Below are 22,083 nucleotides of genomic sequence, written 5' to 3' on the forward strand. Positions count from 1 at the left end.
GCCCGGGTTGGGGGCGGCGGTGCTGCCCGCGGCCGGGGATGATCACGGGTATTCGTTGTCGGCGACGTTGGGGGCGGGGACGCACACGGTGTGCGTGGTCGCGTTGGATGACGCTGGCGGGGCCAGTTCGCGTCTTCTCTACGGCGGACCCGGCGCGTCCGGCAACTGCGCAGTCCTCACTCGCGCGAGCTGACGCTCCGGTCAGGAGGCGGGTCCGCGTCCCAACACTCGACGCACTGCTCTGGCCGGGACCGACCTGTTCAGGGCGTGCAACAGGGGTCTGGCCGGCCGACCGGTCATGAGCCGGCGCAGTCGTGCTGCTCGCCATCCGATCCGCGGTGCCGACGCGAACGCTCGGGACCAGACGGCGCCGACCGCCTGGATCGAGCGCCGCCGCTCGATGTCGGCCCGAGCAGCCGTGCGGACGGCCTCGCGCAGTCCTGGATCGGTGAGGTAGGCGTCGACCGCCTCCGACCAGGAACGCCCGTCATCACCTACCAGAAGCCCGGTCACGCCGTCGCGCACAGTGAGGTAGGGGAGCGATGACTGGTAGATGCCCGGGATGCCGAGCGCCGCGTACTCGCGGAACTTGTTGTCGGTCTTGTAGAGGTTGGACGGCGATCCGGACAGGGGTGCCAGGGCGAAGTCCCACTGACGCTCGATCTGAAATCGGATGTAGCTCTCATAGTCGGGGAGGAACGGAAAGCGACGAATACGGGGGTGGTCGGGGACCGAAGCGTATTCGGGGCCGATCAGTTCGAGTTCCAACTCCGGGTGCGTCTCGAGCGACCGCATCAGCTCGGGGATCACGGGTATGAGGTCGATCGCCCGGTCGGCGCTGCTGGACGCGAAACCGCCGCGGACGATGGAGCGAGCCGGCGGCGCCCCCGGAAGGGAGGGGACCAACGAGAAGTCGAAGAAGGACTCGAGCTGCATCGTCGGCACGCCGAACCGGCTGACGTAGTCGCTCAGCGCCGGGGTCGACGCCAGAACCCGGTCGGCGTTCCTCACCAGCTCTTCGACGCGGGCCTGCACGTGCGGATGCCGGTAGTACCGACCGACCTCGGTGTCGAGGCTGAGCTCCCAGAAGTTGTCGTCGAGGTAGTACCAGTACCGGATGCCCAGGCGGTGCATCATGGCCGCCTGATAGTAGATCGGGATCGTGTCCACGCGAGCCAGGACGGGGATGGTGCGGCGGCGGATATCGCTCGAAGAGAGCTCTGCGACCGTTCGGGTCCGCAGGGTCCAGCCCTTCTCCTGCGCGACACGCGAGAGGATCTGCTCCAGCAGGCGGATCGTCGGCATCCGCGATTCGCCGACCAGCAGGATCTCCCTGGATCCACCCATGGCGGGCTCTCAGTCCCCGGACTTGCCGGACCTGTTGCGCGGACCCTTGGTCGCACGGCGGACCAGGGCCCCGAATCCCTCGGCGGCGAGCAACGCCTTCGCGCCTTCGAGCCTGTTCCAGAGCCGGGGGCGACCGATCGTGCTGTCCCGCTTCTGGCGGTCTGCCGCGCGGTGCGGGTTCTTCACGAACTCGACGAGGGGTGCCAGGACGATGGGCCATTCGTACCCGTGAGCGACGCGACGTACATTCTCGGCGGCCGCGTCGTGCGTCGCGCGATCATAGACCACACGCTCGATCGCGTCGGCCAGGGCCTCGACGTCCTCTTCGGGAACCGCGACACCGAGACCTTCTCTGGCCACCAGGTCGGCGAAGTGGTCCCCCCGCGTCACGACCATGGGAAGACCCGCCCACAGGTAATCGAGGATGCGCGTGCGGAAAGAGAACATGGTCTCGATGTGCACCGGATGCGTGCTGACGCCGAGATCCGCTTCCAGCAGGTAGTTCTGCCTGTCCGCGTAGTCCACCCAGGATTCGTTGAAGATCACATTCCTACCTGCGACGCCGAGCTCCTTGGCGAGCGATCGGGCGCGGCTGACGATCTCCATCTCCTCCACGTCGGGATTCGGGTGCTTAGTGCCGAGGAAGAAGAGCTTGAGATCCGGCCGCCGCGGTGCGAGAGCGGCGACCGCCCGGATGAGCGTGAAGGGATCGAACCAGTTGTATATGCCGCCGCTCCAGAGCAGCACCTTGTCGTCCTCCTCGATCCCCGGGTAGACGCCCTTGAGTACCTGACGCTCGTGGACGGGCGGCTCGGAAGCGAGCCCGAAGGGCACGACATCGATCAGGTCGTTCGTCGATGGGTCGGCGCGGTATGTGTAGGGATTGACTCGCCCCAGTGCCGTGAGAGCTCCTAGCCAGAACATCCGCTGACGCTCCGACGCGGCGAGGAAGAAGTCAGCGCGCTCGAGCGTCTGATTCATGAAGTACGAAAGGTGCGCGTGGCGGCGCTCGGCAGTCCGCAGGTCGTATTCCCCGTCGTACTCCAGGTTCTCGAGCTGCATCGGAACGTAGGAGTCGCAGATGAGGATCTTCTCGCTCGACGCGAGATCGGGCCAGATCGCCATAGCGACGCCCTGAAAGAGGATCATGTCGGCCCAGCCCTCGAGCTCGGCGAAGGCGTCTCCGTCGCCGAGCTTCAGGCGCTCGACCGAGAACGGTGCCGTCATCTTCTCGACCTTGGACCAGGACACGAGCCGTACGTCGGCCACCACAGAGAGGGCCAGCGCCATGTGCCAGGCGCGGATGCCGGGACCGGCGAGCTTCTTCCCGATCGAGTCCGCGGTGAGGACCACGATCCTCCGCCGTGTCGGTGTCTCGGACATGTCAGTCTCCTTCAGGGCCAGCGAGGTATGCGGAGAGTGCCGTCCGCCAGTCCCGCGGTACGAACCCCGTGTCGAGAACACGCGTCAGGTCCAGTGAGGAGTGGCGTGGACGCGGCGCGTGACCCCGGTCTCGGGCGTACTCGTCGGTGCGGACGTCACGGACTCGTGACGGGTCGGCGCCCACTTCGGAGAAAACGGCTCTGGCGACTTCCGCCCAACTGACGAGGTCACCGGTGTTCGACAGATTGTAGGTTCCCGAAGAGGCGCCGGTCTCCACCAGGTGGCGGACGCCGCGGGCGATGTCGATGGCGAAGGTGGGGCGGCCCAACTGATCGTCGACCACGGACGGCTCGACCCCGCGCTCCGCCAAGGAAACCATGGTCCGCACGAAGTTCTTGCCGTCTCCGACGATCCAGCTGCAGCGGATCAGCCAGTGCTGTGGCAGCGAGGACACGGCGAGATCTCCCGCCGCCTTGGAAGCGCCATACACGGAGATCGGGCTCAGGGGTTCGTCCTCGCGATGCTCCTCGACCGACCCGTCGAAGACGTAGTCGCTGGAGAAGTGGACGAGGGGAATGTCGGCCGCGAGGCAGCGAGCGGCGATGAAGGAGACCGCTGAAGCGTTGGTGGCCCACGCGTCGCGCCGGCCTTCCGGGTTCTCGGCCTCGTCCACCTTTGTGTAGCCGGCGGCGTTGATCACCAGGGCGTAGTCACGCCATCGGATCCGGTCGAGGTCTTCGACGCGGGTCACGTCGCACTCCGCCCGAGAGAGGAAGACGCCGCTCGGGAACTCGGAACGTAGGGCACGGCCGAGCTGACCACCCGCTCCCAGCACCAGGACCGGCTTGGCGGCGAACGGCGTCACCTCGGCCAGGGTCGGATGCGTCAGATCCTTCTCCGACCGGATCGAGCGATCGAGTGGGATCGGCCACGGCACCTCGACCGTCTCGTCGGCGAGGTTGAGGAACGTGTAGTCCGCGTCAGGGGACCAGTGGTCATCGACGAGGTAGGAGTACGCGGTCCCCGGTTCGAGCGTCTGGTAACTGTTCCCCACGCCTCGCGGCACGAAGACGGCCGTTTCCGGCCCCATCTCGATCGTGAAGACCGAACCGAAACCGGGGCCTTCGCGCAGGTCCACCCAGGCGCCGAAGATCCGGCCGGACGAGATCGAGACCAGCTTGTTCCACGGCTCGGCGTGGATGCCGCGGGTGACGCCGACCTCGTCGTTGTAGGAGACGTTCTGCTGGACCGGCCGGAAATCCGGAAGGCCGAGGTCCACCATCTTGGCGCGCTGCCAGTTCTCCTTAAACCATCCGCGGGCGTCGCCATGCACGACGAGGTCGACGACGAGCAGCCCGTCGATTGGTGTGGTGCGGATTCCGAGAGCCACGCTCACTGCCCTTGCGCGGCGTAGAACGCCTCGGTCGCGTCCTTCGCGGGCGACCACCAGGGCTCGTGCGCGCGGTACCACTCGATGGTCGCGGCCAGCCCCTCGCGGAAGTCCCGGTACGCCGGGCGCCAGCCGAGCTCGGTCCGAAGCTTGGTTGAGTCGATGGCGTATCGAAGGTCGTGGCCGGCTCGATCGACGACATGGTCGTAGGCGTCCGTCGGGAGACCGCTGAGCTCGAGAATGAGCTCGACCACGTCCTTGTTCGAGCGTTCGCCGTCGGCGCCGATCAGGTAGGTCTCGCCGATGACACCGGTGCCGAGGATCGTCAGCACCGCGCTCGAGTGATCGTCGGCATGAATCCAGTCGCGTACGTTGAGGCCGGCGCCGTACAGCTTCGGCCTGATACCTCGCAGCACGTTCGTGATCTGGCGCGGAATGAACTTCTCGACGTGCTGGTACGGGCCGTAGTTGTTCGAGCAGTTCGAGATCGTCGCTCGGACCCCGAACGAGCGGATCCAGGCACGCACGAGCAGGTCGCTGCCTGCCTTCGTCGAGGAGTAGGGGCTCGACGGGTTGTACGGAGTGCTCTCCGTGAACCGATCGGGGTCGTCGAGCTCGAGGTCTCCGTAGACCTCATCGGTCGAGACGTGATGGAACCGTATGTCGTGCCGACGGGCGGCCTCGAGCAGCGTGTAGGTGCCCACGATGTTCGTGTCCAGGAAGGGCCGCGGGTCCGCCAGCGAGTTGTCGTTGTGGCTCTCGGCCGCGTAGTGGACGACCGCGTCGTGGCGACGGAACAGGTCGTCAATGAGATCGGCGTCCCCGATGTCGCCCACGACGAGGCGCACACGGTCCTCGGGAAGGTCCTCGAGGGAAGCGGCATTACCCGCGTAGGTGAGCTTATCGAGGACCGTGATCTGATGATCGGTGTGCGCCACCACGTGGTGCACGAAGTTCGACCCGATGAACCCGGCGCCGCCCGTCACGATCAACTTCATCGCGAACCCCTTTCCAGGATGTCCAGCAAGTAGGTGCCGTAACCGGACTTGACCAGCGGCTCGGCGCGCGCGCGGAGCTCGTCATCGCTCAGGAACCCCTGGCGCCACGCCACCTCCTCGGGCACCCCGATCCGCATCCCGGTGCGGCGCTCCATCGTTCGGACGTAGTCGGCGGCGTCGGTCATCTGATCGAACGTCCCGGTGTCGAGCCATGCGGTGCCGCGCGGTAGCGCTTCGACTCTGAGCTCGCCCATGTCGAGGTACGCGCGGTTGACGTCGGTGATCTCGTACTCGCCGCGCGCGCTGGGGGCCAGGTCGCGGGCGATGTCGATGACGCGGTTGTCGTAGAAGTAGAGGCCCGGCACGGCATAGTTGCTCGTCGGGTTTAGCGGCTTCTCCTCGAGCGACACAGCACGTCCGTGCTCGTCGAAGTCGACCACGCCGTAAGCCTCGGGATTGGCGACCCAGTATGCGAAGACCGCCCCTCCGACGACGTCCTTGAACCTCGTGAGTCGCGAGCCGAGCCCGGGGCCGTAGAGGAGGTTGTCGCCGAGGGCAAGAGCGACGGAGTCATCACCGATGAAGTCCGCGCCGATGGTGAACGCCTGGGCGAGCCCGTCCGGGGAGGGCTGCTGCAGGAACCTGAGGGAGATGCCGAACTGGGAGCCGTCGCCGAGCAACCGCTCGAATGCGGGGGCGTCATGGGGTGTCGTGATGACCAGGATGTCGCGGATCCCGGCCAGCATGAGGGTCGACAAGGGGTAGTACACCATCGGCTTGTCGTAGACCGGGATCAGCTGCTTCGAGACACCGATCGTGATCGGGTGGAGCCGGGAGCCCGTGCCGCCGGCCAAAATGATGCCCTTCACGTCGAGCCATCCTGCCAGACCCTTGCTGCGTGTCCGCATCGGCGGGGTCGGTCGGAACGCCAATTGGTACAGTCGACCGGTGCGCGATGGTCGAGGCCGAACCCTGATCATCATGCCGGCGTTCAATGAGGAACGGAGCGTACACGGGGTGCTCCGAGAGGTCGAGGACATCCTGGGGGCCGAGGTCGACTGCATCGTGGTCGACGACGGTTCGCGAGATCTGACGGCCGCGGAAGCGCGCCGCGCCGGCGCGATCGTCGCTCGGCTCCCCTTCAACCTCGGTGTCGGCGGGGCGCTTCGCACGGGCCTGCGGTACGCACTGGACTGTGGATACGACGCAGCCGTTCAACTGGACGCCGATGGCCAACACGACGCCCGCTATGTGTCCTCGTTGCTCGATGCCTTGTCGGGAGCCGATCTCGTCATCGGCTCGCGCTTCGCCGGTACCGGCGACTACGTGGCCCGCGGTCCGCGGCGGTGGGCGATGGTTCTGCTCTCAGGTGGTATCCGCCTCTTGACGGGGAACAGGCTCACGGACACCACCTCCGGTTTCAAGGCGTACGGACCGATGGCGATCAAGGTGTTGGCTGAGGCGATGCCGGCGGAGTACCTGGGTGACACGGTCGAGGCGCTGGTGATCATCTGCCGCGCCGGTGGCCGGGTGCGGGAGGTGCCCGTCTCGATGCGAGAGCGATCCGCCGGACAGCCGTCCGCGGGGCCGCTGCGCTCGGCGCGGTACCTCGCCCGTGTGGTCCTCGCGCTGGTCATCGCCGCGATCAAGCCGTCGAATTCTGTCGAGACGAACGCGTGAGCGTCACCAGCTACGTCCTCGGGATCATCGCCGCAGTCGCTTCTCTGGTCTTCGTCGTCGAACTGCTCCGGCGGGGGCGCCTACGAGAACGGCACGCGATCTGGTGGATGATCGCGTCACTGCTGTCACTCGTGATCGGGATCTTCCCCGGGACGCTCACGTTCGCGGCGCGCGTCGTGGGCATCAACGTGCCGACCAATCTGGTGTTCTTCGTCAGCATCGCGGTGCTGTTCCTGGTGTGCATCCAGTACGCGACGGAGCTGACGTTGGTGGAGGAGCGCAATCGTCGGCTCGCCGAGACGGTAGCGCTGCTTGAAGTGCGGGTCGCCCAGCTCGAAGGCGCCCGGCCGGCGCCGCCCGGTGTCGAGGACGATCTCTAGTCAGCTCGAGCCGCGAGCTCGGCGTCGCGGCTCGGTCGACTGTTGATCCAGACGAGGATCGCTAACAATCCGGCGACCGACACGACAACGGAGACCTCCACGGTCAACGGCGACGGAACTGCGGCCCACCACCAGCCTCCGCCACGGCCGGGATCGATCGCGAGTGCCTTCAGGCCGCCGGTGTACCGGCGCATGTTGAAGTAGAACGCGACGCAGATCGCCAGCATCAGTGCGCCCGATGCCACCGCCTGGCGAGACCCGCGCCAGGCGGACGCGGTCCTCGGTGAAGCGGCGGCGACCCCGAGCCCGATGATGATCAAGGGGAGGAGGTAGCGGGGCTGCACTGCTCCACCCACCGTCACGTGCGACAGGAGGAGCAGCAGCCACGGATAGAAGTAGGCCGCCGAGGCCACGCTGCCGAGAGCCAATCCTCGGCGCAGAGTGAGCGGCCGAAGTCCGATGAAGATCACGGCCACCGCCACCGCGACAGCAGCCGCCGGCACGATCAGGGGGAGCGGCGTATCGATCCATCCCAGCGGCCAAGCGCCGTACACCCCCGACCAGAGGTAGGGGATTCCGGTCGCGTTGTCGATCATCTGGCGCACCGACAACGCCGGTGCGGAGTGCTCCAACCCTGCGGTGGATGCTGCGGACTGCCCGGACGTGAGGTAGAACGTCACGGCCAGAGCTGAGGAGACACCGATCGCGGAGAGCGGTATCACCTTCGCAGAATCGCGCCTCAACCCCAACAAGAGCCCGACCATGATGCCGAACACCGCGAACCCGGCAGCATCCGCGCGGGCCCCTGCCCCGATGAGGCTGCCGATCACAATCAGTGCGCTGAGCGCCCATTGGCGTCGGCCCCGGGTCGTGACAGCCCCCCACGTCGCAAGCCACACGGTCACGGCCGAGATGATCGCCCAAGAGGACGGATTGGTCGACGGGATGATGAACAAGCCCAGCGGTACGACGCTGGCGGCGACGGAGACGACGAGCGCAGCTCGCTTCGGACGCGGAAGACACCAGAAGAGCGTGGTGAAAACGGCGACGGCGAGGGCCGAATTGAAGATCCGCATCGCCACCACAGACGTTCCCACATCGGGGCTCGCCATCACAGACATCACTCCGTAGAAGACCGGCGGATAGCCGTGAGCGGTATCTACGCGAGAGGTGGCGGACAGGCCGCTCCGGCCGAGGTCGACGCAGGCGGCGCTGCGATTCGGGTGAGCGTAGTAGCACGGAGCGCCGCCCGATGCGATGGGAAGGGGAACTTCGCGTTCACTCGACTTGGACGCAGGCTGACACAGTCCCGGCCGTTCGCCGAGGCCGCACCAGATGGACGGGAGGTGGTAGTCGTCATCGGGACTGGACCCGACGGGCGACGAGAGGCCCCACCCGACGAGCAGGGTCAGGAGGAACAAGGGGGCCAGGATCCGGCGAGCCCAGGTGGTCCGCGTTCTCACAGTGAGGATTCCGATCGGGATGTTCAGACGGTGACGGCGGGGTCGCCGCGCCGACGTCTCCCTCAGGCATTATCCCCGACCGGATCCCCGCACGTCCTCGCAGCTCCACCGCGGTGGCCCGACGAGGCCCAGTCCTAGACTCTGGCCGGTGACGATCCATCTGCTGATGCCTTTCTACGGGGAAGCCGCTCTCTTCCGGATCGCCGTCGAGAGCGTCCTCGCGCAGGACGATCCCGACTGGCAGTTGACGATCGTCGACGACCGGTACCCGGGCACCGCTCACCTCGATGTCTTGCGCGAGCTCGCTGATCCCCGCATCGAGTACGTGCTCAACGAAAGAAATCTCGGCATCTCCGGGAACTTTCAACGGTGCGCCGAGCTCGCCAGGGGTCGCTGGGCGACCATCTTCGGGGTCGACGATGCGTTCCTTCCCGGATATGTCGGGCGCGTCCGTGGCCTCGTGACCGAGTATCCTGACGCGTGGGTCATCCAGCCCGGCGTTCAGGTCATCGACGAGGCCGGCCGACCCGCTCTCCCCCTCGCTGATCGGGTGAAGCGCTGGTACCGACCACGAGCGCAGAGAATAGTGCTCCGAGGCGAAGAGCTCGCTACCAGTCTTCTGCGTGGGGATTGGACGTACTTCCCCTCGTTGCTCTGGTCGGTCGAGTTTCTCCGGACGCACCCGTTCCGTGCCGGCCTCGAGGTCGTTCAGGATCTGACGCTCAAGCTCGATGTCGCGTTCGATGGAGGATCGATGGTCGTCGACTCCGACCCGGTCTTCCAGTACCGGCGTCATGACACCAGCGTGTCCTCGGTGCGAGCCGTCGATGGATCAAGATTCCTCGAGGAGCGCGAGTTGTTCGTACGTTCGGCCGCGCGGGCGGAAGGGCTGGGCTGGGTTCGAGCCCGCCGGGCAGCGCGCCGGCACGCCTCGTCGCGGCTCAATGCACTGAGTCGTCTTCCATCGGCGGTCGCGGCCCGGGACTTTCGCGGGGCAGAGCTTCTCGCGCGACACGCCCTGGCGAGCTGGGGGCCGTCCGCCGCCGCGAGGAGGGCCGAGGGATGAACGCTGCAAGTGGGCGAGCGCCACGACGCTGCTCCTGCCGACCGCTTCGCGGCGTCAGCGTCAGCCATAGGATCGGGAAGTGAGCGCCACCCCGGGACCGATCGCCGGACGCGTCGCGGCGGTGGTCACGTCGTTCCATCCGGGCGAAGGACTTCGGGACTTGATCGCCGCGACCCGAGGGCAGGTCGCTCGAATCGTCGTGATCGACAACACGCCTTCCGGCTACGAGGGCGCCGACTCCGTCGTCGGCACCGCCCATGACCTCATCATTCGAAGGAATGGCACGAACGAGGGCCTCGGAGCTGCTCTCAACCGGGGAATCCGAGAGGTCGGTGACGCGGAGTTCGTATTCCTGCTCGACCAGGACTCCGTCCCTCCGGCGGGCATCGTCGCCGGGCTGGGAGCCCTGTTGGACGCGGACCCCGAGATCGCGATAGCAGCACCGGCCCCGTGGGACCCGGCGCACCAGCGCTACCTGGATCCGCGCGCGTCGCGCCGACCTTCGATCGCCGCGCTCCCCGTGGTCATCACATCTGCGATGTTGCTGCGTCGCGCGGCGTTCGACCAGACGGCCGGCATGCGCTCCGACTTCTTCGTCGATTGTGTCGACCAGGACATCTGTCTTCAGCTGGGCCGGCTCGGCTGGCGAGTGGTTCAGGACCGTCGTTGGCGCCTGCCCCACTCGCTCGGGTCGACCAGGTGGCACGGCATCGGCGCGCTGCGTCTGCGGGCGACCCACCACCCCACGTGGCGGCTCTACTGGGCCGCCCGCAATGGTGTGATCCTCAGTCGGGAGCACCGTCGAGACGCGCGTGGCTGGAGTCTGATGAATCTGGTGCTTTTGGCCTACTGGGCTGGCACCGTGCTCCTCTTCGAGCCGCCTCGCATCGTCCGCCTTCGGACCATGGCTCACGGGCTCCTCGACGGCCTGCGCGGTCGCCGCGACGTGCACCAGCTGCCGACATGACCGGCGGAGTGCCCTCTGTCGGTGCTGCAGGCTACGCGAGGTCGGCGGCGCTGGCGGCGATGGCGCGGACGGCGCCGCTCGTCGTCCAGCTCGCCGCGACTCCGTTCGTGATCGGATCCGCCGGGGTGTCGAGCTACGCGGTCTGGGCGATCCTCATGACGACGATCAACCTGCTCCTCACGGCGGACCTCGGGGTGGTCGGCGTCATGCAGCGATTTCACTCCCTCGCGCGTGGTCGCGGGGATCCCGCCCTCGGAGCGCGAGTCACCTCCAGCGTGCTTCTCGTGTTGTGCGGCCTGCTCGTGATCATGGCTGTGGCCGGACCGTTGATCGGACGCCTCGTGATCTCTGTGGTCCGCGTCGATCCCGGAGTCGCTCCGGAGGCGCTCACCGTCTTCGCCAACGCCGGAGTGATCGCGGTCCTGCAGCTGATGGGTCTGGCACTCAGCTCGTATCTCGCCGCGCATGAGCGCTTCGCGGCCATGGCCGTCGCATCGCTCGGCGCCCGGGCCGTTGCGGCGGTCGTCATCGTGATCGCTTTGACCAGCCGCTCCGGCCTCGATGGACTTCTGATCGCCGCCTATGTGGATGCGGCGATGGCACTCTTCCTTGCGGCAGTGTTCAGTGCCCGTCACCTCGTCTTCGAAGTACGTCGCCCCGTTCACCGACGCGAAGCTCGGGCCTTGTGGGCCTTCGCTTGGCGCAATCAGGCGAGTGCGCTCGGGTTCGTCGCACAGCGCGAGAGCGACCTCGTCATGGCGTCGATCCTCCTGCCGGCCGTGGCGCAGGCCACGGTGGCGTCCGGCGCGCAACTGGCCGCCGCAGCGTCGCTCGCCCCGACGGTTCTGCTCGTCCCGCTTTTCAGCAGCTTGAGCCGGATCGCCGGCCGTTCGGTGCCCGACGCCGTGGATGAGCTGCCTCGGGCCGAGTCGAACTGGTTCGCCTTCCTGTTGCCTTTCGCGGCCGTTGTGATGGTGGCCCTTCCCCCGTTCGCTGCGGCGTGGGTGGGGCCCGATCTCCCCGCCGCGTATGCGGTGACGGCGATCCTGAGCGCAGGGTTCCTCGTCGCTCTGATCAATTCGGCGCGCGCGGTCCTGGTGCGTTCGATCGGTCGACCCGGTCTGGAGACTCTCTCGTTCGTGGTCGTGGTCGTGGTCAAGTTGGTCGTCGGGATTCCGGCAGCGATCTACCTCGGCGTGATCGGGCTCGTCGCCACCACGATCCTCGCGGCGGCGGCAGGGGCGGTCACGTTATGGGTCGGCTCCACGCGTTCGATACCCGGGCTCCGAGCCGGGCGGGTAGGAACCAGCCCCCTGATTCTCGCGGCGGTCATCCTCGCAGCGGGTCTTCCTATTGCGTGGCTCATGCACGAGCTGCTGCCGCGCTGGCCTTCTCTCGGAGCCTCGATCTTGCTCGCGGTGACGGCAGCGGGGATAGCAGCTGTGGTGACTCTTGGTGCCCGTGGCGCTCGGGGGGACGCGCGGCCGCGGGCATGACTCGCGGCCGGGCGCATCATTCCCGCGGCTGCAGCGCTCGTCGCCAGCTCAGCTCCTGCGACGCCTTCACGCAGCAGATGACGAACGTCATCCAGCCGAACTCCGCGAGGATCGAGCTCTCCGCGAGCGAGATCACCAGCAGCGCAAGCAACGTCGCTGCCGGCCACGCGTACACGACGCTGCGACGGCGCCCGGCCAACAGCCACGACCGCGTGAACGCCAGTCCGGCCACCCCGAGGAACAGAACGAGGCCGACGATCCCGAGCTGGAGCCACACATCGAGAAACGCGTTGAGTGCGGTGCCGGTGGGTCGGTCTCCCGAGGCGACGAGGAGCGAGTAGGGATAGATCGACGTCCGCCACGGACCCATCCATCCGAACCCCTGGAGGAAGTTCTGCTGGATGAGCGCGAGAATCTGCTTCCACAGCTCGATCCGGTAGTTCAGTACTCCGCTCGCGTTGAAGAGGGCGATCAGCGGCGCTCGCAGGAGCCAGGTCACGACGGCAGCGACCGCCGCGAGACCGAGGACGAGTATCTGGAGGGCAGGTCGTCCCGACGCCGGCACGCGACGGATCCCGTAGAGGATCGCGGCGGCGACCCCGACCAGGATCGCGGCCCCATAGACGACGGGCGAGAAGGTCAAGACGATGCAGATGCCTGCTACAGCCAATGACGAGACGGCATTGAGGCGGCTCACCGAACGGGTGCGGGCCTGTGTCGCGAAGGTGATCGCCCCCACGATCGCCACGAACCCGAGTTGGTTCCTCGTCGACACGACGCCGGAGATCGGTAGCAGGTCGGCGATCTGACCCTTGACGCCGAGCACCGGGATCGGACCCTGAAGGATGAGCCCGGCGAAGATCTCGACGCCGAGTGAGACCACGAGGACGAACCTCAACACGTCGCCGAAGGCGCGGACCACCTGGATGCTGTCCCGGGAGAGGGCGACGAACACCCCGACCAGGGTGAAGGCGGCGAGGTACACGAGACCGCCCGCCGTCGCCCATTGATAGGAGCTCCACACGAGCGAGACGAGCGACCAGCCCAGGAACGCGAGCAGCGAGATCGGCAGCAGCCCGTGCAGCTCGATCTCGCGGCGGCGGATCACGAACGACACCGCCATGAGCACGAGCAGCACGACCAGAGCGCTGAGCAGGCCCGGCCATCCGATGAGGCGCCGGGCCGGGTAGACGAGGACGGCGAGCCCGATGCCCGTGGTGGCCAACGCCTGCGTCAGCCGAGGCGAGCCGAAGAACTCTGCGAGGGGGCCGGTTCGCTCTTCGGACATGCTCATGGGGCGGGGGACTTCCGGCTCACGGTGATGGTCACCACGACGAGCAGCGTGAAGCCGATCTCGATGAGGAGACGGCTCTCGGCGAGGCTGTGCACGAGCAGGGCGACGAGGACGACGACGGGGAACAGGCGCACGAGGCCGGTGCCGGGTGCGGCGTCGATCGCCGTGGTCCAGGCGCGGAGGAGCGTGACCACCACGAAGATGCCGAACACGATGAGGCCCACCACGCCGAGTTGCAGGAAGACGTCGAGCCACGCCTCGTGCGCCTGCAGGTAGTTGATGCCCCCGTGCTCGATGAGCCCGTCGTAGGGCTTCAGCCACGGCACCCAATAGCTGACCCAGCCCCAGCCGCCCACCGGCCGTTCGAGGGCCTTCTCGATCACCGTGCGCCAGATCACGGTGCGGAAGGTGAGGTCCGAGCTCTTGCCGAGCAGTTTGAGGAGCGGATGCCAGGCGAGCACGACCACGGCGATCCCGGCGACCAGCACAGCTGCGCCACCGACGTAGAGGCCCGTCCGCACTCGGCTGCGCGCGCGGCGCACGAGGAGGAGGAAGGCTCCGACCAGCAGTGCGACCGCTGTTGCCGCCATCACCGTCGACGATCGTGTCAGCGCGAGCGTCAGCAGCGCGACGATGATCCAGACCCCGAGCCAGAGACGTGACCCGCTCCGGGCGACGAACTGCACGAGGAAGACGATGAGCGCGAACATCGCGGCCAGCGCCAGCAGGTTGGAGTTGCCGACGATGCCCTGGATCTGCCCGCCGTGCAGCAGCAGGTCGCGCGACCAGTAGCACGCGTTCGGGATCTTCTTCGAGGGATCGCAGTACGCCACCCACAGCGGCAGGATGTGATGCCGGATGACGAGCGCGACGAACAGCTCGAAGACGAGCGACAGGCCCAGGATCCAGCGCAGCGCGGTGCCGAACGAGCGCAGGAAGTCGGTCAGCGACATCGTCGTGGCGAGGAACACGCCGAACGTGGTCGTGATGAGCGAGGCGAGGGTGCCGAGCAGTGTCCACCCCGGATAGTTCGACCAGATCGTCGACACGAGCATGAGCGCTAGGAACGCGACGAGGGTGAGCGGGAGGCGTCGGAGGTCGACCCGCGCGCGGACGATCTCGATGATCCCGAGGATCAGGAGCACCAGCACGATCGCGCCCCAGCCGTACCAGGTGAGCGAATAGCGCCAGAAGTCGCCCGCGGTCAGGGTGAAGAGGCCGAGGGTGGCGATCGTGCGGCGGTAGAGCGTCGCCTCGGGCATGGGGTCAGGTTACCGGGGCGACCGCGAGACCCCGTGATGGGGGGTCGCGAGCCCGGCGGGTGGAACATAGCGTGGGCGACAAGGCGGAGCGGGGGCTCCGCGGGTTCGTGTTGAGCTGGGGGGCTCCGCATGCTGAGAGAACGCATTCGTCCGACGCTGTTCGTCGCGGCCATCATCGTCGCGACCACCGGCCTCGTCGCCGGAGGTCTGGCCGCGCCGGCGACCGCGGCCACCAGCCCATCCACCGCCGTCGCCAAGATCCTCGCCGACACCAATGCGCTGCGGATCGCCAATGGGAAGGCGGCTCTCGCCGAGAACCCGGCGATCGACCAAGTGGCGCAGGCCTGGGCTGCGCAGATGGGCGCCGCGGGCACGATGTCGCATAATCCGAGCTACTCCACCCAGGTGCCGACGGGCTGGAAGCAGGTCGGCGAGAACGTCGCGACCGGCTACGCCTACGACCGCGTCGTCTCCGACGGCTGGGCGAATTCGCCCGACCATCTCGCGAACATGCTCGGCGACTACACCGACATCGGCATCGGGTACTGGGAGTCGCCGTCCGGCGTCACCTACTTCGTCCAGGACTTCGGCGCGTACGCGTCCGGCAGCACCTCGTCGACGCCCGCGGCGACTTCGTCGCCCACTCCGAGCCCGACGCCGTCGGCGACGGCATCGCCGACGGCGACCAGCGGCTCGACCGCGACGGCGGGGGCATCGATGCCGAACTTGCCGACCATCCCGTGGTCCGGCGGCCCGGCGTACTACGCGCAGTTCCCTGTCGCCAAGGCCGGTGGCTGGACCGACCCCTCCTTCTTCCCGATCGGCGTCTGGTACGGCAAGCCGAGCCATGCGGCGACGCTCGCCTCCCTCGGCATCAACACCTACGTCAACGCCGAGCACGACGGCTCTCCGATCTCGATGATCACGAATGAGGGGATCTCGGTGATCGCGGGCGACGAGTGGACTCCGGCGGAGGTCAAGGGCAACAACAAGGTCGTGGGGTGGCAGGTCTCCGACGAGTGCGAGATGGCCATGGGCCCCTGCGCGACGGGTGGCGAGGCTGGTGCCCTCGCCACGCAGAAGTCGTTGGTGGCGCCCTTCCGCGCCTACAACGACGGCCGATTCCTGCAGGCCAACTTCTCGAACGGCGCGCTGGGCACCTGGTGGGCGCCGAACACCATGGGTCAGCACGTCGGGCTCATGGACGTGACCAGCGTCGACAAATACGCCTACACGAACCCCGAGGCCGACTACGTCATCTCGCAGGCGCCGACGTGGCCGAAGGGCAAGAATCCGGACTCCGCTGCCGCGTACGGCTGGCTCCAGGACCGCATGGAGACCTACTCGTCGAAGCCCAACTGGGTGATCGTCGAGACCGCCAAGCCGTATCTGGACGACCCGAGCGCACGGACCATCCAGCCCGATCAGATCGAGGGCGCGGTCTGGAACGCCATCATCCACGGCGCGACGGGCATCACCTACTTCCAGCACAACAACAACGGCTGCGGCAACTACTCCATCGTCGAGTGCGGAGCGACGCTGCAGAACAAGATCAAGGCGATCGACTCCCAGGTGAAGTCGCTCGCTCCCGTCATCAACACGCAGTCCTACGTATGGAACTTCGGCAGCGGCCTCGACACCTCTCTCAAGATCGTCGGCGGTTACGCGTACATCTTCGCCATGACGGACGGCTCGACGGGGACCAAGACCTTCACCCTCCCCGCCGGGCTCTCGGGTTCGGTTCAGGTCGTCGACGAGAACCGGACGGTCACGGCGAACAACGGAGTGTTCGGTGACGCCTTCGCGGCGGAGTACTCCCATCACATCTACAAGGTGGCGCTGACCGGTGCGGCTCCCGCGACGGGCAACGACGCGCCGCCGGTCGGCGGTGGCTCGTCGTCGGCCCCGTCCAGCCCCGTACCCTCGCGTGCGCCGGTGGGGTGGATGGATTCGGCGTCGTTGTCGGGGTCGACGTTGACGGCGTCGGGGTGGTCGATCGATCCGGATACGGCGTCGCCGGTTCAGGTGCAGCTGGTGGTGGACGGTTCGGTGGTGGTGTCGGGTTCGGCCGGGACGTTGCGGTCGGGTCTGAGTGCGGCGGTCGGGATGTCGGCGTTGGGGGATCGGCACGGGTATGCGTTGTCGTCGACGTTGTCGCTGGGTCGGCACACGGTCTGTGTTGTGGCGGTGAATGATGCGACGGGTCCGAACACGACCTTGAGCTATGCCGGTCCGGGCGCCTCCGCGAACTGCGCGATCGTTCAGCGATGATCGCTAGACGAACGCCGCCACCCCCGTGATCGCCCGCCCCACGATCAACGTGTTCATCTCCCGCGTCCCCTCGTAGGAGTACAGCGCCTCCGCGTCCGCGAAGAAGCGGGCGACGTCATAGTCGAGCACGATGCCGTTGCCGCCCATCGACTCGCGGGCCCAGGCGACGGTCTCGCGCATGCGCGACCCTGCGTACTCCTTGGCGAGGGCGGCGTGCTCGTCGCGCTGCACGCCCTGGTCGAGCATCTGCGAGACACGGGTGCACATCGCGATCGACGCCGTGATGTTGCCGAGCATCTTGGCGTAGTGCTCCTGGATCAGCTGGAACGAGTGCAGCGGCCGCCCGAACTGCTGACGGGTGGCGCCGTACCCGACCGCGCCCTCGTACGCGCCGACGGCGACGCCGACCATCGCCCACGCGACCTCGGCGCGGGTGAGGCGCAGCACGCCGGCGGTCTCGCGGAACGAGTTGCCGTTCTGCAGTCGCGAGGACTCGGGCACGCGCACGCCGTCGAGGGTGATGTCGGCGTTCTGCACGATCCGCAGCGCCTGCTTGTTCTCGATCCTCGTGGCGCTCCACCCGGCGGAGTCCGTCGGCACGATGAAGCCCTTCACCTGGTCGTCCTCGGCCGACTTCGCCCAGACGATCGCGTGGGTCGCGATGGTGCCGTTGCCGATCCAGCGCTTGGACCCGGTGATCACCCAGTCGTCGCCGTCGCGGGTCGCGACCGTGCGCAGGCCGCGGGCGCTGTCGGATCCGGAGAGCGGTTCCGTGAGCGCGAAGCAGCCGAGTGCCTCCGCGCGCGCGAACCGCGGCAGCCACTCGGCGCGCTGCTCGGGCGAGCCGGCGACGCCGAGCGATCCCATGACGAGGCCGTTCTGCATTCCGACGAGGGTCGCGATCGACGCGTCGACCCGCGCGAGCTCGAGCGCCACCCAGCCGCGGAACACGGCCGAGTTCTCGAACGGGCGGGTCTCCTCCCACGGCAGTCCGAACACGCCGAGCTCTGCGAGCCCGTCGACCACCGAACGCGGGAACCACGCGGCGCGCGCCCAGTGGTCGTTCGCGATCGGCTTCACCTCGGCCTCGAGGAACTCGCGCAGCCGGGCCAGGAAGTCCTGCTCCTGCGGTGTGAGCAGCTCCTCCGAGCGGTAGAAGTCGGCGGCGAGCGGGGCCAGGGTGCGCAGGGGGGCGTCGGTCGTCATGCGCGCGACGATACGGTGGGCTCGCGCCCCGCCCAACTCGATTGGCGGTGTGCTCCAACACCTCCGGGAGGCCCCTTCGTGTTCGTGGAGATCACCAACACACCGCGGGATTATGCGTGGGGTTCCCCCAGCGCGATCCCCGAGCTCCTGGGGCGGGAGCCGAGCGGCGGCCCGGAGGCGGAGCTCTGGCTCGGGGCGCACCCGGGCTCGCCCGCGCGGCTGGTCGGGCGTGACGAGACGCTGCGCGATGTCGCACCGCGACTTCCGTTCCTGCTCAAGGTGCTCGCCGCCGCGTCGCCCCTGTCGCTCCAGGCGCACCCGACGATCGCACAGGCGGAGGAGGGGTTCGCCCGCGAGGAGGCCGCCGGGGTGCCGCTCGACGCGCCGTCCCGCAACTACAAGGACCGGCTCCACAAGCCCGAGATGATCTACGCGCTCTCGGACCCGTTCCGCGCGCTGTCGGGGTTCCGCCCGGCGGAGGAGACCCGCACCGTGCTCGAACCCGTCGCCGGTGATGAGCGGATCGCGCCGCTCCTCGACCGGCTCCGCACCGACGCCGACCTGCGGGCGACGTTCGAGTGGCTCATCACGGGCGGCGACGACGTCGACGACCTGGTCGCGGCGCTCGTCGAGACCTCGTCGGTCGCGGACGACGTCGCCTGGGACACCGTGCGGCGGCTCTCGGAGGCGTACCCGGGCGACCCGGGGATCGCGATCTCGCTCCTCCTGCACACGGCGGTGCTGCAGCCGGGCGATGCGCTCTACCTCCCGGCCGGCAACATCCATGCCTATCTCGAGGGAGTCGGTGTGGAGCTCATGGCGGCCTCCGACAACGTGCTGCGCGGCGGTCTCACCCCGAAGCACGTCGACGTGCCGGAGCTGCTGCGGGTGCTCGACTTCACGCCGCGGCCCGTGCCGTACCTCGTGCCGGACGAGCCGGCGCCGGGGGTGCGGGTGTTCCGGCCCGACGTGCCGGACTTCGTCATGACGGTGGTCGACGGGGTCGAGACGGAGGTCCCGCTCGCCGGCGACGCGATCGTGCTGTGCGTGCGGGGGGAGTCGCGCATCTCGGGAGGACCGAGCGTCGAGCGCGGGCACGCGGTGTTCGTCGGCGGGGAGTCGGCGGTGCGGATTTCGGGCGATGGCCTCGCCTTCGTCGCGACCGGAACACGACGTTGATCTCGCTGCATCCGGAACACCAGCGAGCGAAGGCGAGGAGGACTCGACGCTAAGATCGAGCCGTGCGTCGAGGTGTTTCCATCGTCATCACCGCCATCACGGCAGTCATCCTTCTTGCAGGGTGCGCGGTGGCTCCCGTCGCCCGTCATGTCGCCACCCGCAGCCCGTCTCCGACCCCCAGCGTCGCGCCGGCGACGGCGCCCTCCCCGCGACTTCCCATCAGTTGTCCGCGGCTCCTCGCCACCGCGGAGTTGCAGGCCCTTCTGGTCGATCCGATCTCGGTCCGAGACGACGGGACAGCGCCTCACGACTTCCAGGGAGCCGTGCTCGACCAGGCGGGCGGTCTCGCGTGCGCATGGGGCGGAGAAGACAGGACCGACTCGACCTACAACACGGGGCTGACGCTGACTCTGCTCCCCGATGCGACGGCCGACTTCGCGGCCTTCCAGAGGGACCCGTATCTGAACGGCAACAACGCACCGACCGTCGGGGCGGCTTCCGTGATCCATTGCAATGGGCCGCAGGCGCCGTGTCTCGGCGACGTCCTCGTCGGAGCAACCTGGCTGGAGTTCACCTACTCCGATGCCGGGCGGGCCGCCGACCCCACGTCGGCGGTCGTCGCGCTGCTCACGAGCATCGCGAGCCGGGTCCAGGGACTGATCCCGGCGCCTCATTGGGAGCCGCCGGCGTCTGCCGCTTCGGCGGTTGACTGCTCCGATGCCGCCGGTTCCGCCCTCGTGGGGATTCCGGTGAGTTCGACCCCGCAGGATCCGGGACTTGTCTCGCTGGGCTCCGCAGCGGCCCGCCGAGCCGGCGTCGTCGGGTGCGAGTGGGGGGCGGAGGACGCGGCCGCCTCCGCGGCGGTCGGCCTGCTGCCCGGTGGCGCGTGGGCGTTCGCCCCGATGGCGGCGACATCGCCCGCTGTTCCGCTCGTCGGTCCGCTCGTGCCCTCGAGTGTCGAGTGGAGCGACGGGGCTCTGAGCGGCTGCGGTGACGGCTGCGACGGAATCATCTCGGTGCGGGGCAGCCTCGTCTTCGTCAACGCGGCGGGCGTGGACCCCGCCGGATTCCCCGCGATGTTGTCGCGAGTCCGGCCGCTGGTCACTTCCGGCTGAGAACGAAGGCGCTCCGCTCGCTAGCGTTGTCCTCATGACCTGGCTCGTGACCGGCGGCGCCGGCTACATCGGTGCGCACGTGGTCCGCTCCCTCCTCGAGGCGGGGCTCGATCCGATCGTGATCGACGATCTGTCGAGCGGCCACGAGGAGTTCGTGCCCGCCAGCGTCCCGTTCGTGCGCGGCAGCATCCTCGACGGCGCGCTCGTGCTGCGGGCGCTCGAGGAGCACCGCGTCACGGGCGTCATCCACGTCGCCGGGTTCAAGTACGCCGGGGTCTCGGTGCAGCGCCCGCTGCACACCTACGAGCAGAACGTGACCGGGATGGCCGTGCTGCTCGGCGCGATGCAGGAGCGCGGCGTCGACCGCATCGTCTTCTCGTCGAGCGCGGCCGTGTACGGCACGCCCGACGTCGACCTGGTGACCGAGGACACGCCGAAGGCTCCGGAGTCGCCCTACGGCGAGTCGAAGCTCGTGGGGGAGTGGCTGCTGCGCGACCAGGAGGTGGCCGCGGGCCTGCGCCACACGAGCCTCCGCTACTTCAACGTCGTCGGCTCCGGAACCCCCGACGTCTACGACACCAGCCCGCACAACCTCTTCCCCAAGGTCTTCGACGCGCTCGTCGAGGAGCGCACGCCGGTCATCAACGGCGGCGACTACCCGACGCCGGACGGCACCAACGTCCGCGACTACCTGCACGTCGCCGACCTCGCCACGGCGCATGTCGTGGCGGCGCAGCAGCTGGATGCGGGCGAGCCGCTGGAGCCCGCCTACAACCTGGGCAGCGGCGACGGCGTCTCGGTCGCCGAGATCATGGCGGCGATGGCGCGGGTGACCGGTATCGACTTCGCGCCGGAGATCGGCCCGCGGCGACCCGGCGACCCGGCGCGGATCGTGGCGAGCGGCGAGCTCGCGGCGCGCGACCTCGACTGGGCGATGCGGCACTCGATCGACGACATGGTGCGGAGCGCCTGGGAGGCGCGCGTCGCCCACCGGGATTGAGTGACGGACCCTCGGTTCTGACCCCCGTTCGAGGGGTTTTCGCGGCGCGTCGTGACGACACGCCGCCGGAGGCAGCCAATATGCTCCGCCGGCTTGACTCGGGGGTAATCACACCGCTGTAATTACTGGCATGACGGCGAGCAGGGGGCGCGCCGCAGACGCGAGGGAGAGGGACATGACGATGAGCGAATTCCGCCCGTCCGTCCCGGAGGACTGGTTCGTCGACCCGGTTCGCCTGGGCATGCCGAAGGTCCGCCCGTCCGTCGTGATCGACGAGGAGGACGCGCTCTCCTGGCAGGCCGACGCCCTCTGCGCGCAGACCGACCCCGAGGCCTTCTTCCCGGAGAAGGGCGGCTCGACCCGCGACGCGAAGCGGATCTGCACCACCTGCGAGGTCAAGGCCGAGTGCCTCGAGTACGCCCTGCAGAACGACGAGCGCTTCGGCATCTGGGGCGGGCTCTCCGAGCGGGAGCGCCGTCGCCTCCGCCGGGCCCGCACCGCGTAGCCGTCCCGCCCCGGGCGACGACCGCAGCGGAGAACCGCTCGAGTTCCTTCTCCCGCGCGCGCCGCGTCACCGTCGCGCCGT

The 22,083-nt window shown here is 68.2% G+C and carries 19 protein-coding genes; 10 read left to right on the forward strand and 9 right to left on the reverse strand.

The genetic code is table 11. The features are described 5' to 3' along the window. Positions 1-201 precede the first annotated feature (201 nt). From ACTHM3_RS10915 to rfbA, 5 genes are read right to left on the reverse strand one after another with little or no spacing between them, the layout of a single operon-like run. A complete protein-coding gene (locus tag ACTHM3_RS10915; RefSeq protein ID WP_440406126.1) occupies positions 202-1,347 on the reverse strand; it encodes a hypothetical protein in 1,146 nt (381 codons plus the stop codon). A 9-nt stretch (positions 1,348-1,356) separates the two neighbouring features. Continuing rightward, entirely contained in the window at positions 1,357-2,730 is a 1,374-nt protein-coding gene (locus ACTHM3_RS10920) for a glycosyltransferase family 4 protein (RefSeq protein WP_440406127.1), read from the reverse strand. 1 nt (position 2,731) lies between these two features. Then, entirely contained in the window at positions 2,732-4,126 is a 1,395-nt protein-coding gene (locus ACTHM3_RS10925) for a sugar nucleotide-binding protein (protein WP_440406128.1), read from the reverse strand. Further along, positions 4,123-5,118 (reverse strand): dTDP-glucose 4,6-dehydratase, encoded by a 996-nt coding sequence (gene rfbB, locus ACTHM3_RS10930; protein ID WP_440406129.1) that lies wholly within the window; start codon positions 5,116-5,118, stop codon positions 4,123-4,125. The genes ACTHM3_RS10925 and rfbB overlap by 4 nt, the downstream gene beginning before the upstream one ends. Next, on the reverse strand, positions 5,115-5,987 hold the full coding sequence (gene rfbA, locus ACTHM3_RS10935; RefSeq protein WP_440406130.1) for a glucose-1-phosphate thymidylyltransferase RfbA: 873 nt from the start codon (positions 5,985-5,987) through the stop codon (positions 5,115-5,117). The genes rfbB and rfbA overlap by 4 nt, the downstream gene beginning before the upstream one ends. A 79-nt stretch (positions 5,988-6,066) precedes the next feature. Here rfbA and ACTHM3_RS10940 point away from each other — a divergent pair, with 79 nt between their 5' ends. Both ACTHM3_RS10940 and ACTHM3_RS10945 read left to right on the forward strand, forming a co-directional pair. Beyond that, entirely contained in the window at positions 6,067-6,798 is a 732-nt protein-coding gene (locus ACTHM3_RS10940; RefSeq protein ID WP_440406131.1) for a glycosyltransferase family 2 protein, read from the forward strand. Further along, complete coding sequence (locus ACTHM3_RS10945; RefSeq protein ID WP_440406132.1) at positions 6,795-7,178, forward strand: DUF2304 family protein; 384 nt, start codon at positions 6,795-6,797, stop codon at positions 7,176-7,178. Before ACTHM3_RS10940 ends, ACTHM3_RS10945 begins: the two co-directional genes overlap by 4 nt. Here the strand turns inward: ACTHM3_RS10945 and ACTHM3_RS10950 are convergent. Further along, positions 7,175-8,599 carry a DUF2142 domain-containing protein gene (locus ACTHM3_RS10950; protein WP_440406133.1) on the reverse strand — a complete coding sequence of 475 codons (1,425 nt, stop codon included), beginning with the start codon at positions 8,597-8,599 and terminating at the stop codon, positions 7,175-7,177. The genes ACTHM3_RS10945 and ACTHM3_RS10950 overlap by 4 nt on opposite strands. A 190-nt stretch (positions 8,600-8,789) precedes the next feature. On the opposite strand from ACTHM3_RS10950, the gene ACTHM3_RS10955 reads away from it, so the two are divergent. The 3 genes from ACTHM3_RS10955 to ACTHM3_RS10965 all read left to right on the forward strand — a co-directional run bounded on the left by ACTHM3_RS10955 (position 8,790) and on the right by ACTHM3_RS10965 (position 12,170). Further along, the gene (locus ACTHM3_RS10955; protein WP_440406134.1) at positions 8,790-9,707 is read left to right on the forward strand and encodes a glycosyltransferase family 2 protein; all 918 of its coding nucleotides are present in this window, start codon (positions 8,790-8,792) and stop codon (positions 9,705-9,707) included. 121 nt (positions 9,708-9,828) lie between these two features. Beyond that, complete coding sequence (locus tag ACTHM3_RS10960; protein WP_440406135.1) at positions 9,829-10,674, forward strand: glycosyltransferase; 846 nt, start codon at positions 9,829-9,831, stop codon at positions 10,672-10,674. Next, positions 10,671-12,170 carry a hypothetical protein gene (locus ACTHM3_RS10965; protein ID WP_440406136.1) on the forward strand — a complete coding sequence of 500 codons (1,500 nt, stop codon included), beginning with the start codon at positions 10,671-10,673 and terminating at the stop codon, positions 12,168-12,170. The genes ACTHM3_RS10960 and ACTHM3_RS10965 overlap by 4 nt, the downstream gene beginning before the upstream one ends. 16 nt (positions 12,171-12,186) lie before the next feature. Here ACTHM3_RS10965 and ACTHM3_RS10970 read toward each other — a convergent pair whose 3' ends face one another. Together ACTHM3_RS10970 and ACTHM3_RS10975 are read right to left on the reverse strand one after the other, a co-directional pair. Further along, complete coding sequence (locus tag ACTHM3_RS10970; protein ID WP_440406137.1) at positions 12,187-13,458, reverse strand: O-antigen ligase family protein; 1,272 nt, start codon at positions 13,456-13,458, stop codon at positions 12,187-12,189. A gap of 2 nt (positions 13,459-13,460) precedes the next feature. Beyond that, positions 13,461-14,726, reverse strand: coding sequence for an O-antigen ligase family protein (locus ACTHM3_RS10975; RefSeq protein WP_440406138.1), 1,266 nt, complete (start codon positions 14,724-14,726; stop codon positions 13,461-13,463). A 129-nt stretch (positions 14,727-14,855) separates the two neighbouring features. Here ACTHM3_RS10975 and ACTHM3_RS10980 point away from each other — a divergent pair, with 129 nt between their 5' ends. Continuing rightward, on the forward strand, positions 14,856-16,997 hold the full coding sequence (locus tag ACTHM3_RS10980; protein WP_440406139.1) for a CAP domain-containing protein: 2,142 nt from the start codon (positions 14,856-14,858) through the stop codon (positions 16,995-16,997). A 3-nt stretch (positions 16,998-17,000) separates the two neighbouring features. On the opposite strand, the gene ACTHM3_RS10985 is transcribed toward ACTHM3_RS10980, so the two are convergent. Next, on the reverse strand, positions 17,001-18,203 hold the full coding sequence (locus ACTHM3_RS10985) for an acyl-CoA dehydrogenase family protein (RefSeq protein ID WP_440406140.1): 1,203 nt from the start codon (positions 18,201-18,203) through the stop codon (positions 17,001-17,003). A 78-nt stretch (positions 18,204-18,281) separates the two neighbouring features. Between ACTHM3_RS10985 and manA the strand changes: the two genes are divergently transcribed. The 4 genes from manA (at position 18,282) to ACTHM3_RS11005 (ending at position 22,002) form a co-directional block, all read left to right on the forward strand. Then, complete coding sequence (gene manA, locus ACTHM3_RS10990; RefSeq protein WP_440406141.1) at positions 18,282-19,382, forward strand: mannose-6-phosphate isomerase, class I; 1,101 nt, start codon at positions 18,282-18,284, stop codon at positions 19,380-19,382. Between the two features lie 323 nt (positions 19,383-19,705). After that, positions 19,706-20,497 carry a hypothetical protein gene (locus tag ACTHM3_RS10995; protein ID WP_440406142.1) on the forward strand — a complete coding sequence of 264 codons (792 nt, stop codon included), beginning with the start codon at positions 19,706-19,708 and terminating at the stop codon, positions 20,495-20,497. A 34-nt stretch (positions 20,498-20,531) separates the two neighbouring features. Further along, positions 20,532-21,497, forward strand: coding sequence for a UDP-glucose 4-epimerase GalE (galE, locus tag ACTHM3_RS11000; protein ID WP_440406143.1), 966 nt, complete (start codon positions 20,532-20,534; stop codon positions 21,495-21,497). Positions 21,498-21,672: 175 nt separating this feature from the next. Then, positions 21,673-22,002: a WhiB family transcriptional regulator gene (locus ACTHM3_RS11005; protein ID WP_440406144.1), complete on the forward strand. Its 330-nt coding sequence runs from the start codon at positions 21,673-21,675 to the stop codon at positions 22,000-22,002. The last annotated feature ends 81 nt before the right edge of the window (positions 22,003-22,083 follow it).

Origin of the sequence: Pseudolysinimonas sp. (assembly GCF_051954455.1) — a bacterium.
Classification (GTDB): domain Bacteria; phylum Actinomycetota; class Actinomycetes; order Actinomycetales; family Microbacteriaceae; genus Pseudolysinimonas.